The organism is Okeania sp. SIO2B3 (assembly GCF_010672525.1).
GTDB lineage: Bacteria > Cyanobacteriota > Cyanobacteriia > Cyanobacteriales > Microcoleaceae > Okeania.
In genome coordinates this window covers 79,869-96,057 of record NZ_JAAHGH010000016.1, presented here as the reverse complement: position 1 = coordinate 96,057, position 16,189 = coordinate 79,869, and the positions used below count along the sequence as shown (strand labels likewise).

10 protein-coding genes are annotated in these 16,189 nt (G+C 36.6%); 4 read left to right on the top strand and 6 right to left on the bottom strand.

Going from position 1 to position 16,189, the window contains the following annotated elements:
* The first annotated feature begins 497 nt into the window (after window positions 1–497).
* From msrP to F6K15_RS15485, 3 genes are all read left to right on the top strand, one after another.
* Window positions 498–1,484, top strand: coding sequence for a protein-methionine-sulfoxide reductase catalytic subunit MsrP (msrP, locus tag F6K15_RS15495; protein ID WP_293062151.1), 987 nt, complete (start codon window positions 498–500; stop codon window positions 1,482–1,484).
* A gap of 1,878 nt (window positions 1,485–3,362) precedes the next feature.
* Window positions 3,363–3,557: a heavy-metal-associated domain-containing protein gene (locus F6K15_RS15490; protein ID WP_293062149.1), complete on the top strand. Its 195-nt coding sequence runs from the start codon at window positions 3,363–3,365 to the stop codon at window positions 3,555–3,557.
* 780 nt (window positions 3,558–4,337) lie between these two features.
* Complete coding sequence (locus tag F6K15_RS15485; protein ID WP_293062147.1) at window positions 4,338–4,499, top strand: hypothetical protein; 162 nt, start codon at window positions 4,338–4,340, stop codon at window positions 4,497–4,499.
* Between the two features lie 461 nt (window positions 4,500–4,960).
* Here the strand turns inward: F6K15_RS15485 and F6K15_RS15480 are convergent, their stop codons facing one another.
* The 3 genes from F6K15_RS15480 to F6K15_RS15470 form a co-directional block, all read right to left on the bottom strand.
* Window positions 4,961–5,791 carry a metallophosphoesterase gene (locus F6K15_RS15480; RefSeq protein WP_293062145.1) on the bottom strand — a complete coding sequence of 277 codons (831 nt, stop codon included), beginning with the start codon at window positions 5,789–5,791 and terminating at the stop codon, window positions 4,961–4,963.
* A gap of 535 nt (window positions 5,792–6,326) precedes the next feature.
* Window positions 6,327–6,764 (bottom strand): DoxX family protein, encoded by a 438-nt coding sequence (locus F6K15_RS15475; protein WP_293062143.1) that lies wholly within the window; start codon window positions 6,762–6,764, stop codon window positions 6,327–6,329.
* 914 nt (window positions 6,765–7,678) lie between these two features.
* Window positions 7,679–9,121, bottom strand: a complete 1,443-nt coding sequence (locus F6K15_RS15470; RefSeq protein ID WP_293062142.1) for an NAD(P)/FAD-dependent oxidoreductase — start codon at window positions 9,119–9,121, stop codon at window positions 7,679–7,681.
* Window positions 9,122–9,844: 723 nt separating this feature from the next.
* Here F6K15_RS15470 and F6K15_RS15465 point away from each other — a divergent pair.
* Window positions 9,845–9,994, top strand: a complete 150-nt coding sequence (locus tag F6K15_RS15465) for a hypothetical protein (protein ID WP_293062141.1) — start codon at window positions 9,845–9,847, stop codon at window positions 9,992–9,994.
* A gap of 148 nt (window positions 9,995–10,142) precedes the next feature.
* Here the strand turns inward: F6K15_RS15465 and cobD are convergent, their stop codons facing one another.
* From cobD to F6K15_RS15450, 3 genes are all read right to left on the bottom strand, one after another.
* A complete protein-coding gene (cobD, locus tag F6K15_RS15460) occupies window positions 10,143–11,207 on the bottom strand; it encodes a threonine-phosphate decarboxylase CobD (RefSeq protein WP_293062139.1) in 1,065 nt (354 codons plus the stop codon).
* A 12-nt stretch (window positions 11,208–11,219) separates the two neighbouring features.
* Window positions 11,220–11,507, bottom strand: coding sequence for an HU family DNA-binding protein (locus F6K15_RS15455; protein ID WP_094671573.1), 288 nt, complete (start codon window positions 11,505–11,507; stop codon window positions 11,220–11,222).
* Window positions 11,508–13,688: 2,181 nt separating this feature from the next.
* Window positions 13,689–16,082, bottom strand: a complete 2,394-nt coding sequence (locus F6K15_RS15450; RefSeq protein WP_293062132.1) for a type IV pilus secretin family protein — start codon at window positions 16,080–16,082, stop codon at window positions 13,689–13,691.
* Between the last annotated feature and the right edge of the window lie 107 nt (window positions 16,083–16,189).

Below are 16,189 nucleotides of genomic sequence, written 5' to 3'. Positions count from 1 at the left end.
TAAGTCTAAAAATATAGTGTTTATTGAGTTACAGTTGTTTTTATTCTTTTCTATTCTATACAGAGGTTGCATACAATCTCCCTACCTATTCCCTACTCCCTAAAAGTAAGCATTTCCTGCGGAATGCTGCGCAAACAGCTATTAGCTGTCAGCTAGCCTCCTAGGTCGGAACTGCGTACTTCAGCAACAAGACTCTCTCCTTAAGATTTAAATTAATATAGACTTGAAGGACAAAGGAGCCAACTTTTCTAGTAATAAAATTAATAAAGCTTTTATCGTTAACTAAAATCAATAGCTGATAGCTGATAACGCAGTTCCTCCGATAGAAGGCCGGCTGACGGCTGAATACTTACCCTTAAAACAAAAGATTTTTGGTCAAACTTCATAGGGTGAAGTCTGCAAATTAAATAAACCTGCTATATATTATGAACTAGGGATGAAATAATCATCAATCTTCAGTATTCAAGTTAAAACCTCATAAGAACTAACAATTAACCATGCCTCTAATTCGGATCAAAAAATCTTGGGAAATTCCTGAAACAAAAATAACTCCAGAAACTACTTATTTAAACCGTCGTCGGTTTATGAAAAATTTAATCGGTGTTGGTATAAGTACTACTGCATTATCTACTCTTACCAGTTGTGGACAGAACTCCAAAACATCTTCAATTTCAGAAGCGGTAACATTACCAATGACTGGTAAATTCACAATTAATCCTAACTTTTCTGAGGTTGACCGACCAATTACAAGCGAAACTCTTGCTACAAAATATAATAATTTCTATGAATTTGGTGGTAATAAATCTATTTGGCAAGCTGCTCAAGCTTTACCCACTGAAAATTGGAAAGTTGAAGTTACAGGTTTAGTCAAAAATCCTCGTATTTATGACATAGATGAACTACAAAAAAAGTTTCCTCTAGAAGAAAGAATATATCGATTTCGGTGTGTTGAAGCATGGGCAATGGTAATACCTTGGTTAGGTTTTCCTATGAAATTATTAATGGCAGATGTGGAACCAACATCAAAAGCTAAATATGTTCGTTTTACCTCTTTTTACGATGCAGAAATTACTAAAGGTCCTGGTTTTTGGGCTAATAGTTATCCCTGGCCTTATACAGAAGGTTTAAGAATAGATGAAATGGCTAATGAATTAGCTTTTTTTGCAGTAGGAATGTATGGTAAATCATTACCTAAACAGAATGGAGCGCCATTGAGAGAAGTTATTCCTTGGAAGTATGGTTTTAAAGGGGCAAAATCAATTGTAAAAATTGAATTTGTAGAGTCAAGACCAGCAACATTTTGGAATACTTTGGTGCCAAATGAATATGCTTTTGAAGCAAATGTTAATCCTAATGTGCCTCACCCTCGATGGTCACAAGCAACTGAGAGAGTCTTAAGTGAAGGTGCTAGTTGGTCTTGGGAAAAAATTCCAACTTTACCTTATAACGGTTATGGAGAATATGTTGCTAGTCTTTATAGTTAATAGCCGAATTTTTTATAGGGGAAAAAATGAAAGTTTAGTTGATAAAAATATAGTTTTATTCCTCATCTAAAATTTGGAAGCTCTATAGCAGGGAAATAGGTAAGCATTTCCTGCGGAATGCTGCGCAAACAGCTATCAGCTATCAGCTATCAGCTATTGCTTTTAATTTTAGATAAAAGCTTTACTAATTGAGTCAAAATTTATACTTACTATAAAAGCTGGCTGAAACAGTCTATATTCATTAAACCCCCCTTTTTTTTTTGCTGAGAGCTGACAGCTAATAGCTGAATGCTTACGGGAATAGGGAATAGGGAATAGAAAAGAAGAAAAACAACTGTAAATCAGTAACTTGAGAAACGCTATAGCCGAATTTTTTGTAGGGGAAAAGATGAAAATATAGTTGATAAAAATATAATTTTATTGTTCATCTGAAATCTGGAAGCTCTATAGCAGGGAATAGTTCAATAATTGATAATAGATAATTGATAATTACCTCTCCCTAAAACGGATAGGATTGAATAAAAGGAAAAAATTTATTCTCTTGGTCGATTGGATATGGCGCAGGTTTCGGAGCCATCCCATCCTACGGAATGCTCCGCAAACGACCGCTTTTTTCCCCTTGAAAGGGGAGACTTTAAACCTTAATTATTGAATTATTGAATTATTGAATTATTAATTATTCGGTAATATAAAAGAAGAAAAACAACTGTACCTAAGTAACTTGAGAAACGCTATAGCCGAATTTTTTGTAGGGGAAAAGATGAAAATATAGTTGATAAAAATATAATTTTATTGTTCATCTGAAATCTGGAAGCTCTATAGTAGGGAATAGTTCAATAATTGATAATTGGTAATGGATAATTGATAATTACCTCTCCCTAAAACGGATAGGATTGAATGAAAGGAAAAATAAATCTTTTTCCCTTGAAAGGGGGAGGCTTCAAGGCGCGAATTATTGAATTATTGAATTATTAATTATTCGGTAATATAAAAGAAGAAAAACAACTGTACCTAAGTAACTTGAGAAACGCTATAGCCGAATTGTTTGTAGGGGAAAAGATGAAAATATAGTTGATAAAAATATAATTTTATTGTTCATCTGAAATCTGGAATCTCTATAGCAAGGAATAGTTCAATAATTGATAATTGGTAATGGATAATTGATAATTACCTCTCCCTAAAACGGATAGGATTGAATGAAAGGGAAAAAGATTTATTTTTCCCTTGAAAGGGGGAGGCTTCAAGGCGCGAATTATTGAATTATTGAATTATTAATTATTCGGTGATATAAAAGAAGAAAAACAACTGTACCTAAGTAACTTAAGAAACGCTATAGCCGAATTTTTTGTAGGGGAAAAGATGAAAATATAGTTGATAAAAATATAATTTTATTGTTCATCTGAAATCTGGAATCTCTATAGCAAGGAATAGTTCAATAATTGATAATTGGTAATTCCCTCTCCCTAAAACGGATAGGATTGAATGAAAGGGAAAAATAAATTTTTTTCCCTTGAAAGGGGGAGGCTTCAAGGCGCGAATTATTGAATTATTGAATTATTAATTATTCGGTGATATAAAAGAAGAAAAACAACTGTACCTAAGTAACTTAAGAAACGCTATAGCCGAATTTTTTGTAGGGGAAAAAATGAAAATATAGTTGATAAAAATATAATTTTATCGCTTATCTAAAATTTGGAATCTCTATAGCAGGGAACGAGTTGGTTAGAACATAGATTGATTATGAACTTGAGACAGAGAAAAGCTTTTCCCACTGTTCCCTATTCCCTGTTCCCTGTTCCCTACTGTAGGGGTACTTAATTCTCTATCAAAATGCTATATACTTATTAAAAATTTGTAACAACCAAACTAATTTTTAATATGACAATACAACTAAAAGTTCCATCTATTGCTTGTGGTGGATGTGCAGATACCATTACGAAAGCAATCAAAACTCAGGAATCGGAAGCTGATGTCCAAGTGGATGTGGAGCAAAAAATTGTGACTGTGGAAACCAAAGCATCTGAGGAGTCCATTAAGCAAGCGATCGTTGCTGCTGGCCATACGGTTGAATAGAACAAATTTTGCTATAAATAAGCTGGTAACCTGGGAGACTTTCTTTGGACAGACTCCCAGGATTTTTTATAGCAGAAGGAAGAAGAAATAAGGAACAGTCTTATACAAGCGTGATAAATGTTTGTTACAAATGGTAGGGACGCCCTTATGCAACGTCCGTACGAAAGAGGGAAGAGGAAAGAAGGAAGAAGGGATAAATATTTAAAAAAAGGGAAAAATGATATAAATAACTATCTAAAATGAAGTGAAATAGCTATTTTTAAGCATATTCGAGCAAGTTCTACCTTTTTGTAGTATTCTTTTTTCAAATTGGTATTACGAAACTATTTAGAGGAATGTTTCTTTACTCAACTAGAAATAGTCCTTGATTCAGCAACGCCGTGAATTAATCAATTATTTAATATGTCAATTCTAGAGTTAATTGAGTATCAGTCTACTACTATTAATGATTTATAAATTCCTGGTTTGATCGTAAAAAAACTGAAGCAAGAATATAGTAACTAGGTGAAATTAGAAGCCGATTTTTCAGAAAACTCTCCTGAATACAATTTTTTCTAATACTTTGAATTCTCTTTAAATCTCTCAATATTAATTCCTACTATCAAGGCAATGAATTAATAGTTGATAGCTGATAGTTTATCGCTGTTTGCGCAGTATTCCGCAGGAAATCCTTACTAAAAAGTAGATATTATTGACTCTCAAATTTATTGTCGAATTGATTTAGTAATTTATGGAGTTAAAACTGGTAAAGTTGTTTATATTCTTGGTACTAAATAGGGTTTGCTGAAAAAGTCTGATGGTGATGATAGGCAACAGCTCCGAAAGGCAACAGCGGTGCGACCCCGCGACGACGATAGTCGCAAGGGAACGCGCACCAAGAGAGGAAACAGTTTAGACTATCTGCTACGGCCATATTTTCTGATAGTCAGGGAAAAATATTAGCATTTTGAGACAAAAAGAGCCAAAAACCTTGTACTTTTTCAGCAATATTTAACTCTGGAAGCGTTGACAGGTATTGATTACAATTTTATTCAGCAAGGTCTAAGTTAGATGACAAACTATCTAAAATTGATATTAATCAAGTAGTGGTTTATGCAACTTATCAAAACTGTTATTCAGTAGTCTTGGTATATCCTAAAAAATTAATTTATCCCATATATTTGGGGGTGGGGAGTAGGGGAGTAGGGGTGATTTAATATTGAAGTAATTATAGAATTATAAACATATATTATATAACCGGATTCTATATCAAAAATTTTTAGGTAAATTCTAAGAATTTTCTGATGAATAAAACAATGTGACAAAAAAAATTGAGGTGGATTTAAACATAAGTATTAAACCCATCTCGGCAAATTTGTTAGTCAAAATTAATATCCTAAAAAAAATAGAGCATATTAAATACTCTAATTAATTTCCAATGTAATTACTGTAACTTCTGGTGGGCAAAATAATCTGCCTGGAAAATAAGTCCCTAAACCACGATTCACATATAAATAGTTATTTCCAATTTGATGTAACCCCTGAGACCATTCCCAATACTCAACTATTCTGTGACATTTATCCATAAATGGTACAAAAGGTCGTAAGAATTTGGGTATGAGTCTGCGAACAGGTTCCCGATATTGAGGGAGAGGTCCGATAAATGGTAACCTAATCTGACCCCCGTGAGTATGACCAGAAAGTTGTAGGTCAATACGCCATTTTTGTAATACTTTAGCGGTATCGGGATTGTGGGATAAGACGATCCGGGGAACCTCTTCATCTATAGATTCCATCACTGTAGTTGGTTTGAAGTTACTAGACCAATAGTCCTCTAACCCTACTAAAGCTAAACCTGAACCCAGAGGATAGACAACTTGGTTAAGCAGAATAGGAATGTCTATACGAGTAAAAGCGTCAATGACTTTATCCCTGGCACCTGGATATTCTTCATCATGGTTACCGAGTACAGCATAGACACCAGCGCGACTTTCGAGATATTTCAATCGCAACACTAAATCATATATAGGTGCAGGTTCATCTGTAATAAAGTCACCTGTGAGTAAAATTAAATCTGGTTCGACTTCATTGGTAATAGCGATCGCTTCAGAAAGCAACCATTCGGATAGTCGCAGTCCATCATAATGAAAGTCGGTCAAGTGTACGAGTTTTGTCCCTTGTAAATGATTAGGCAACCCAGTAATTTTCAGGGTCAAGTAATCTACCTGCAATTGGCCTGTCAATATCCTGTGCATGGTACATAAACTATTACTACACTGAGGCGCCTATAGCATAGCAAAAGGGAATGGGGAGTGGGGGGAGTGTGGGGAGTGAGGGAGTGAGGAGAATTTTTCGGTGGTGGTACATTGTTATGATTTTTGTTAGGTACGGTAGTGGGAGTATCTTGTTCCCATTTTACGAAATTTCAAAGGATACAATTTTTCTCTAGTAGACATCTACTCCAAAAGAAGTAGTAGGGAGTAGGGGGAAAGAATTTATAATTTCTGTCAATAACTGAGTTAATTTTTTATTATTGGAGATGTCTAGTGATAATAAATTGACTCTACACCGTCAACAGGGGTACTTAAAATTGTTTGGAGTTTGAATCAATAAGTAATTTTCCCTTCTGTCTTCTTCAATTACCGAAATATTGTGGTTTAAAGCCTCCCCTTTTAAGGGGATAATAAATAAAAATTTTCCTGTTCGTCAATTCTCTTATTTTCAAGGAGAGGTAATTCTAAATTCGCGCATTCTAAATTCGCGCATTCTAAATTATTGAATTCTATTTTTTTAGGAATTTCTATTATGAATAAGTCGATCTATAGAAATTGTATTCAGACTACAACCTGCTAAAAGTATGAAGAAAACTAGACAATAAATAAGTTGAGATGATGCTGTATCCCACTGTTGTAGTAAACAAATTCCAAACATTAATGGCATCATTAATAGAAAACCTGCAATAATTGCGTTTCTTGTTTGTAACCCAATTATTATTAGGAATCCAGAAATTAATTCTACAGGAGTAATTACAGCAGCAAATGGTATAATCACAAAACTTGGTACTAATTCTTGAAATCTATCTGCCATTGATTGGATAAATCCTCCCATATTTCCAATTCGGACTAAACCATGTACAAAGAAGTTAATTCCGAATACTATTCTTAATAATGTATAGGCTAAAGTTACATCTTTGCGTTTGAGAAAAATTGGAGTTTCAATGTTATTCATTTTGTTATTCCTATGAGATTTGTCTCTACAAATATTGGTACTAGGTTCTCAAATATAATTCTAAATTTATCATCATTTTGAAGAAGGAAGGAGGAAGAAGGAAGAAGAAAAAAAGGAAGAAGAAAAAAGTGGATGGGGTTTGAATCCTCAAACAATTGTAGATAGTGTAGATAGTGGGGGTATTAAACCCCCCCATAAAAAAAAGATAACATTATATCCGCTTAATTCGCGTTATCAAAACTTTCTTTTCCCTAATCCTTGCTTTCTACTCCTAATTAGGGTTTGCTGAATAAGTCTTTTGGTAAGGGGAGGAGTCAGGAGAAACGGGGAATTTAGAGGAGGTAGTCGGAAAAATTGTCAGAGTGATTTTTCTGCCATAATCGTCCCAAAATACTAGCATGCATGAGCTTTTTCCACCGAAAAGTTGACACTTTTTTGGTCTAAAAAAGGCTTTAACCTTTATCAGTCAATGCTTTAAGATTTAATCAGCAAGCCCTAATTATTACCGCTGAATAATTAATAATTAATAATTATCTCATTGTTCGATCGCCTCTTTTGTATTATTCCTAATTTTGACATTTATCCTGGAAAAAAAATCTCTCACTCTTCTAATTTGCTATGAGAAGCAAATTCAAAAAAAGGTAGTTATATGAAATCCTTTTATACAGTTGTCAAACTCTATATTTCCACTAAATACAGACATAAAATGCCGGAATATTTCTAGATAATTCCCACTCTCCTGACCGAAAAACTTTGGTCTCAAGTCTTCCCTTTTAAGGGGATAAAAGGGGATAAAAAAAGATCATATTTTATGTCAAGCCTCCTTATTGCAGAGGTACTGATAACTGATAACTGATAACTGATAACTGATAACTGAAATGACTCCTGAGGACTGACTCCTAATTTCTTTACCTTTAAAAAAAAGAACGTCGCCAATGAAATAAATTTTCTAGCCAATCTTTAACTATTTGATTATCCTCTCTTTTTTGCCTTAACCATGCTGTTGCTGTTTGAGCATTAATTTCTGATACAGTAGGCCAAATATGAGGTAACTCAGCGATCGCTTCTATTTTTATCCCTTGACGAATAGCTAGTGCCATAATATGAACTATTTCACTTGCTTCTATTCCCACCACAGAAACACCTAAAATTTTGCCATTGCGATGACCAATAATTTTACAAAATCCTGTTGTTTTATCTAAAATTTGAGTCCGGTCAATACTTTTAAAATATTGCCGACAAACTAATATATTTTCTCCATAACGTCGTCTAGCTTGTTCTTCTGTTAAACCAACTCTTGCTAATTGTGGTTCTGAAAATATTGCCCAGGGAATACCATTATAATTGACTTTAAAAATCGGGAAATAAAGAATATTTTTCAAGGCAATTTGAGCTTCATAATTAGCAATGTGAGAAAATGAATAACCACCTACTAAATCTCCACACGCATAAATCCGAGAATTAGTAGTTTGTAACTTTTGATTTAACAATAAATTATGATTATTAAACCTCAAACCTACCGCTGCTAAATTCAAATCTTCAAATTCTGGTTTATTCCCTGCTGCTAATAGAATTTCATCTGTTTCTATACCTTCATTTCCGACTAAAATCCATTTTTTATCATCAATTTCTCTTGCTTGGGATACTTCAGTTTTAGTGATAATTCTGATACCTTCTGCTTCTAACTTTGCTTGAACTAAAAATGCTGCTTCTGAATCTTCTTTACCTAAAATATGAGAACTTTTCACTACCATAGTAACTTTAGTTCCTAACCGAGAAAAACTCTGCGCTATTTCTACTCCACTAGGGTCTCCACCAATAACTACCAAACTTTGAGGAAGTTTTGAGATTTCTTTAATTTCTTGAGGAGTAATAAATTTGGTAGTTGTTAATCCTGGAATAGGTGGTATTATAGGTTGGGATGCTATAGCTAATAAATATGTGCGCGAGCGTAAATGTCGTCCTTTCACCACAAAAGCTAAATTAGGGCGATCGACAAACTTACCCTCACCAAAAATTACATCTATTCCTAATGCTGCTAAAATTGCAGGTTCATATTTTGATAATTGATTAGAAACCACATAATCAGCATACTTTTTTGCCTCCTCAAACTTAACCCAAATATCCCCAGAATCATCATTACCTTGATAAATACCAAACTGTTGTTTGCTGTCTATATCGTCAACAAAATTTCCTATTTGACCAATAATTTTGTTGTGATGAAATCCTTGGGTACTACTAAAATCTGAAGAGGAAGGTTGTACAAGTGCCACACGACCTTGCAGTTGTGTTGCGGTAATAGCTGCATAAATTCCTGTTATTGTCCCACCTATAATTACTACATCGTAGTCAAGCATATTTATTATTAGCCAGTAGCTATTAGTCAAAGTAGTATTTTTAAAATTACCGAAAAGCGACGTTGAAAGCCCCCGTGTTTTAACCGGGGGATGAAAACAAGGGAGTCGTTTAGACTAGACCACTTTAGTTGTCCTGTGCTATTATTATCAATAAAAAGTAAGCAGAATGCTAGGCATTGGCCTTAGCCGACTGTGTAGGGGCACAATGAAATTGTCCCCAAAGAATATATCTTTGGTCAGCTAAGAATAAACGAAGCAACACGGATTTATCCTGTTGCGTAGTATATACTTAGAACCCCCGTGCCTTTAGGCCGGGGAGTAGTCAATACTCTTATTATTTCAAGTTATTAGTGTGCGTTGGTCAACTAGCTATTGCCATTAGCTTTTCCGGAGTTGCTGAATAAATATTGCTGTGCTGATTAAATATAAAAGTCTTGACTGATATTGGTTTTAGGCTTTTTAGGTAGTGCAAAAGTACCATATTTTCCCCTAAGAATGGTCAAAAATTGAGTATTTGGGTAAGAATTGGGTAGAGTTGGGCAAGGGATAATTTTTCCTTTGTATGTCTTCGCCCAACCCCTGATTCCTCTTGAATCTTCACTACTCCCTACTCCCTACTCCCTACTCCCTGTCAAGCGCAAAAAGACTTTTTCAGCAAGCCCTAAATATATGATTTTATAGGAGTCAGGAGTCAGGACTCAGGAGGTAAAAAGGAGTTTTTCGGTGACTTTAGAGTCAGAAATAGGTCTAATTTTTACTAATGTTGTGGGTGAAAATTTAACTTTGGTTAAATTTCATACCTCAAATCAGCAACGCCACTTTTCCTACAGAATGCTCTGTAGACAAAACTTAGATTTCCTGAATTATCAATAAATCATACACTTTATCTTCGCCAGTCCCAGATACCGATTCAATTTTTTATCTTTTTCTTTTGGGTTTAATACGCCCCTGTCCACAGGGTGTTGACAATTGGTTGGGGTTTGAGTCCCCATCCACTTTTTCATTCTTCCTTCTTCCTTCTTCAACAATTCAAGACTTCTGTTAAACCATCAAGTAAAATTTGATTCTCTTCTTTAGTACGGACAGCAACTCGAAAATAGCGATCGCCCAATTCTGGAAAACTGAGACAATCCCTAATTAAAATTTTATGCTGTTTCAGTAATATTGTCTGTAGCCAATCAACAGACTTTTGTGAATAAACTAATAAAAAGTTGGCTGCACCGGGATATGGTTGTAACCCCGGTAACTCTGCCAACCCTTGGAATAACTGGGAACGAGCATCTGCCAACCAATCCCAAGTTAGCCGTTGAAATGCTTGGTCTTCTAAAACTGCTTGAGCCGCAGCAATAGCAAAAGTATTTACAGGCCAGGGGTCTCGCCACTGTTGCCATTTCTGAAGGCGTTCAGGATGAGAAATTGCATAACCCAAACGTAGTCCAGGTAAACTATAGAATTTAGTCAAAGAGCGTAAAATGACCAAATTCTCAAATTCTGTCACCAATGGCACTAAGCTTTCTAATTGAGGCGGTGGTAAGAAGTCCATAAATGCTTCATCTACCACTACCAAACCGAACTTTTCTAAATAAGGGACAATTACTTCAGGCTTCATCAATATTCCCGTAGGATTATGAGGATTATTTAGAAGTAGTCCTTTATTAGTATCAGCTCCTATTTCCAACTGAGGTAATTGCGATCGCCCGATAATTAAGGGACATTCAACTACATTAGTGGTAAAAGTTTGCAAGGCACGTCGATAATCACCAAAAGCTGGCGTTACCAAATAAGTTTTCTCCAGCTTTGACAAATCTAGAGCTGCCCAAGTTAATAATTCGGCCGCACCATTGCCAGGCAAAACCCACTCTGGAGTCAGAGGAGGATGTGCTAAACTCAGCGCTCTCTTTAACTCCTGATAACTAGGGTCTGGATAAGCTCTAAGTTTATCGATCTGAGTTTGAATGGCATGGATCGCCGAATCAGGTGGCCCTAGAGGATTAATACTGGCTGAAAAATCAAGAATAGCAGATATTGGACAACCTGCTATTGTGGCTGCCCAAGCTAAATTTCCTCCGTGTACTGGTTTAGTCAAAGCTGGATATTGTTATTTACCGTTTTTGTCTGCAACTAACTCTTTGAAAGACTTACCCGCAGAAAAAGCGGGCACTGTAGTTTCAGGTATTTCCATTTTGTCACCTGTTTTGGGATTACGACCTTCCCTGGCTTTGCGTTCTCTTGATTCAAATGAACCAAAGCCCACGAGGGTCACTTTATCTCCACTGGCCACAGCTTCCATAATAGCTTCTAGGGCTGCACTAAGTACAGCATCTGCTTGCTTTTTAGTGACATCAGCTTTTTTTGCAATTTCGTCAACTAATTCGCCTTTGTTCATTGAGATACTCCTTTTGAATTTGGACAGAATGTTCTAGCAGGGTTTAGTTTGCAACAAGTAAATCTAAGGTTCAAGTAAGCAAGGTCTTGGGATACTATTGATAGGTTTTCAACTATTAGGCTTTTTGTGATTAAATTCAACCTTTTCTTTGACCTACCAAAACCTCAAACCTTTTGACTGATAATGCTTTCCCATCTCCTCTTGCCTATCATAAGCGTGAGTTTTAGGGATGGCATCAGGATTTTTTTGCTGAAAACCCCATACTATCTAGCTTTCACTGGTTTATTCTAATCTGTGCTTGGGTGATATGGAGCGGTGAAACCTTTAATTTATGTAGATTTCTAGACTTCTTTAGTTTTTGATTATATTTTGGGCCGAAAAAAAACTGTTGTAGATTGGTTAAAGGACTTTTTTTCCAGATTTTCTTATTTTTGTGGCGCTTCAAATATTATTATTCATTCTGTGAAGCACTCATAGTTATAAGGTTTTGCCTGTGACTATTTGCTCATCTAGAATCAAAAATTGCTATTATTTAGTGGAGTTTGGTTATTCTCAGATAGTCATAAAAACTAAGACGTTGTAGTTTTTCATCTTTGCTCCCAATCATTCTGTGAAGCTCTCTGGGTTCACAGGTTTTTGTCTTTAACTATCTGCTCGCCTAGAATGAAAAATTTCCATTGGTATGAAATGAGGGGAGTCTGGCTTTGTGAGCCTGGATAAAAACTAAGACGTTGTAGTTTTCGATCTTTGCTCCCAATCATTCTGTGAAGCACTCTGGGTTCCAAGGTTTTTGTCTTTAACTATCTGCTCGCCTAGAATGAAAAATTTCCATTGGTATGAAATGAGGGGAGTCTGGCTTTGTGAGGTAGTTACTAAAACTAAGACGTTGTAGTTTTCGATCTTTGCTCCCAATCATTCTGTGAAGCACTCTGGGTTCCAAGGTTTTTGTCTTTAACTATCTGCTCACCTAGAAGGAAAAATTTCCATTGGTTGAAATGAGGGGAGTCTGGTTATTCTCAGATAGTCATAAAAACTAAGACGTTGTAGTTTTCGATCTTTGCTCCCAATCATTCTGTGAAGCACTCTGGGTTCACAGGTTTTTGTCTTTAACTATCTGCTCACCTAGAAGGAAAAATTTCCATTGGTATGAAATGAGGGGAGTCTGATTTTGTGAGGTAGTTAATAAAACTAAGACGTTGTAGTTTTCGATCTTTGCTCCCAATCATTCTGTGAAGCTCTCTGGGTTTACAGGTTTTTGTCTTTAACTATCTGCTCGCCTAGAATGAAAAATTTCCATTGGTTGAAATGAGGGGAGTCTGATTTTGTGAGCCTGGATCAAAACTAAGACGTTGTAGTTTTCGATCTTTGCTCCCAATCATTCTGTGAAGCTCTCTGGGTTCACAGGTTTTTGTCTTTAACTATCTGCTCACCTAGAAGGAAAAATTTCCATTGGTATGAAATGAGGGGAGTCTGATTTTGTGAGGTAGTTACTAAAACTAAGACGTTGTAGTTTTCCATTCTTGCTCCCAATTATTCTGTGAAGCACTCTGGGTTCCAAGGTTTTTGTCTTTAACTATCTGCTCGCCTAGAATGAAAAATTTCCATTGGTTGAAATGAGGGGAGTCTGATTTTGTGAGGTAGTTAATAAAACTAAGACGTTGTAGTTTTCCATTCTTGCTCCCAATTATTCTGTGAAGCACTCTGGGTTCAAAGGCTTTTGACTGTGACTATCTGCTCACCTAGAATGAAAAATTTCCATTGGTATGAAATGAGGGGAGTCTGGTTTTGTGAGGTAGTTACTAAAACTAAAACGTTGTAGTTTTTCATCTTTGCTCCTAATCATTCTGGAAAGCACTCTGGGTTCAAAGGCTTTTGACTGTGACTATCTGCTCACCTAGAATGAAAAATTTCCATTGGTTGAGATGAGAGGAGTCTGGTTTCCTAGGATTCATCACAAAAACTAAGACGTTGGAGTCTTTCTCCTTTGCTCCCAATTATTCTCTGAAGCGCTCTGGGTTGAAAAACTTTTTGCAAAGTATAAAATCAAAAATTTCCATTGGTTGATTAGTAGAATCTGGTTTTCTGAGATAGTCAAAACTAAGACGTTTGAGTTTTTTTATCGACCAAAGTGGGATGGTTCAAATTAAATCAATCAATATAGACCATCCCTGACACTTAACCTTAACGTGGTCTTGGCTGACCCCTTTCCATCATTTGCAAAGCATCTGGACTAGGATTAAATCGATAACCCCAAGAAGAGCGATCGCCATCATCCAGTATTTGAGGTGTTAGTAGTACAATTGTCTCTGCTCGTTGATTTTCATTTTGACTACTGCGGAAGAGGGAACCAATTATAGGTAAATCACCCAAAATAGGCACTTTATTTATTAATGTTCTTTCTTGCTCTTGAATAATCCCAGAAATAATCAGAGTTTGTCCATCTCGTATGCGAATTCTGCCAGATTCTACCCGACGTCTGGCAATTTCTGTACCAAATTCATTTTCATTATCAGCATCTGTTGGTATCCTCTGGGTAATAAAACTCACTTCTGGATTTACTGTTACAGTCACAAAGCCATTATCGTCTATTCTCTCCACTTGTATAGCTAGGGTTAGACCTACATCTTCAAACCGAACAGTTCTAGTTTCTCGCTGCGTACCTCCATCATCTGTAAAATTACTGTCAATACTTCTGACAATATTTTCTACAAGTCTGACACTAGCTATTTCTCCTTCCTGAACCACTAAAGTTGGATCGGTGAGAATTTTAGCATTACCACTTTCAACAGTAGCCCTGAGTTGACCAAGAAATCGCCTTGGATACAAAATTTGGGGGAATAAGCCAAATTCTGCCTCTCCTAGTTCTACCTCCAATATTCCATCGTCAGTAACTTCTATTTCTGATGGTTCATAATCTGTAATCCCAACTCTTGTAGGTTCGCCTGTTGTGGGAGCTATTGGTCTGAGGAAAGTACCTCTACCTTGATTAACGTTAGGGATACCTGTAAATGGAACGTCAAATGTACGTTGGCTATCAAAGAATGGGTCGTTTCCAGCAAGTGGGTTATTAGTTACAGGACGAGAAAGAGGACTAGCATTTTGTTGTGTAATAGTAGCAGGTTGGAGACTGCCAAAGTTCAGAGATGCTGCCCCATTATCGTTAATAAAGAAACTGTCGTTAACTCCGAAAGAGAAACTACTATTAAAGTTTTCATCTGCTGCTAAATTAATATCTATAACCTTTACGTTTACAGCTACTTGCCTTTGTCGTAAATCTAGCTGTACCAGTTGGGCTGCAGCAATCTCTACTTGTTGTGGTGGCCCTACTAAAGTTATACTATTAAGTCGGCTATCAGTTACTACTTGTAAACCCTTCAATAGTTGAGGAGCATTTTGGGATTCATAGCGTAGTGGCTGAACAACTGTTCTTTCAATTGTTTCGGTATTTGTAATTGCCTGATTAGTTCCGGCTATATTAACTGTATTGACCTGGGTTACTGGCTGACTTGTAACAATAGCACTTTCAGCTCCCATACTAACTAAGAAACCTGCAGCAGCTTGGGCAGTAACTTGGTTTAAGCGGAAAGAACGGACTACAACATTTCTGGCTTCTGTAGGTAACTCTTGTCCCACAAATACTGTATTTCCTACTCGGTTGGCCTGTAAACCACTGAGACGCAGAACATAGTTAAAAACATCTTGAACGGACTCATTTTCAATATCCAGAGAGATACTAGGTCCAGTTTCTTCTTCCCCACCTGAACTGAAGGCTACATTCAACCCGGCAGCTCTAGCTAATAAAGCTAAAACATCTCTGACGGGAGCATCTCGCAAGACTAAACGAGGTATTCTTTCTTGTGTGCCTAAATCTATAACTTCTACTGAGGGATTAATATTTGATACTGCTATGTCACCTACTGGTGGTGCTACTGCTCGTGGTTGAAAGGGAGGGACTTCACTGGGGGATGGTTGTCCTGGTAAGCTGGGGAAACCATCTCCTGTTAGTTCAGAATCAGGTAATAATACCTTTGATTCTTGGGAGCTGGTGGTTTCTCTTGGAGGTACTACAGTAGGTTCCGGTTGTACAGGTGGGGGATCAGGTTCAGATGCTTCTGAGGGTGGGGGAAAGCTATTAGGTTTAGGTGCAGATGCTTGAGCTACTTCTCCTGAACCGGCAACAGCACTCAGAATAATTCCTCGCCCCCCCCCTTGGATAATTCTGCCTCTGGGACTATTTTTTGTACCTGCGATGACTACTCGCACGCTGTTGGCATCTACCTGCATTACTTCTACATATTTTATGCCTGGTGCTGGACTATCTTTCCGAAATTTGTTGCCTTCGGGTATGCTTAGTTGAGCATTGATTATGTCTGCAACGAAAGAGTTTTCTCTATTTACTGAGAAAACTTCGGGGCGATCGCCATTGTTTGTCACTAGGACAATATTCATGCCCCCTTCTACGGAACTTAACTGAACTTGGGTTATTTGTGTAACTGCAAAGGCTGGTGTCTGGGCGATAATTACCGCAGCTACCCCACTTAAGAGTCCACTACTAATTGAAATTTGCTGTTTCACTGTCCTCACTCCACGCTAGGCCATGATTAGGAAAATGTTGGTTTGACATCTCCAGGGGTTTAAATACCCTGGATTCTGTGTAAAAAAACACTGTAAAAGGGACAAAT

Coding starts and splice junctions, on each gene's coding strand:
- msrP (WP_293062151.1), top strand. CDS start 498: ATGCCTCTAATTCGGATCAAAAAATCTTGGGAAATTCCTGAAACAAAA.
- F6K15_RS15490 (WP_293062149.1), top strand. CDS start 3,363: ATGACAATACAACTAAAAGTTCCATCTATTGCTTGTGGTGGATGTGCA.
- F6K15_RS15480 (WP_293062145.1), bottom strand. CDS start 5,791: ATGCACAGGATATTGACAGGCCAATTGCAGGTAGATTACTTGACCCTG.
- F6K15_RS15475 (WP_293062143.1), bottom strand. CDS start 6,764: ATGAATAACATTGAAACTCCAATTTTTCTCAAACGCAAAGATGTAACT.
- F6K15_RS15470 (WP_293062142.1), bottom strand. CDS start 9,121: ATGCTTGACTACGATGTAGTAATTATAGGTGGGACAATAACAGGAATT.
- F6K15_RS15455 (WP_094671573.1), bottom strand. CDS start 11,507: ATGAACAAAGGCGAATTAGTTGACGAAATTGCAAAAAAAGCTGATGTC.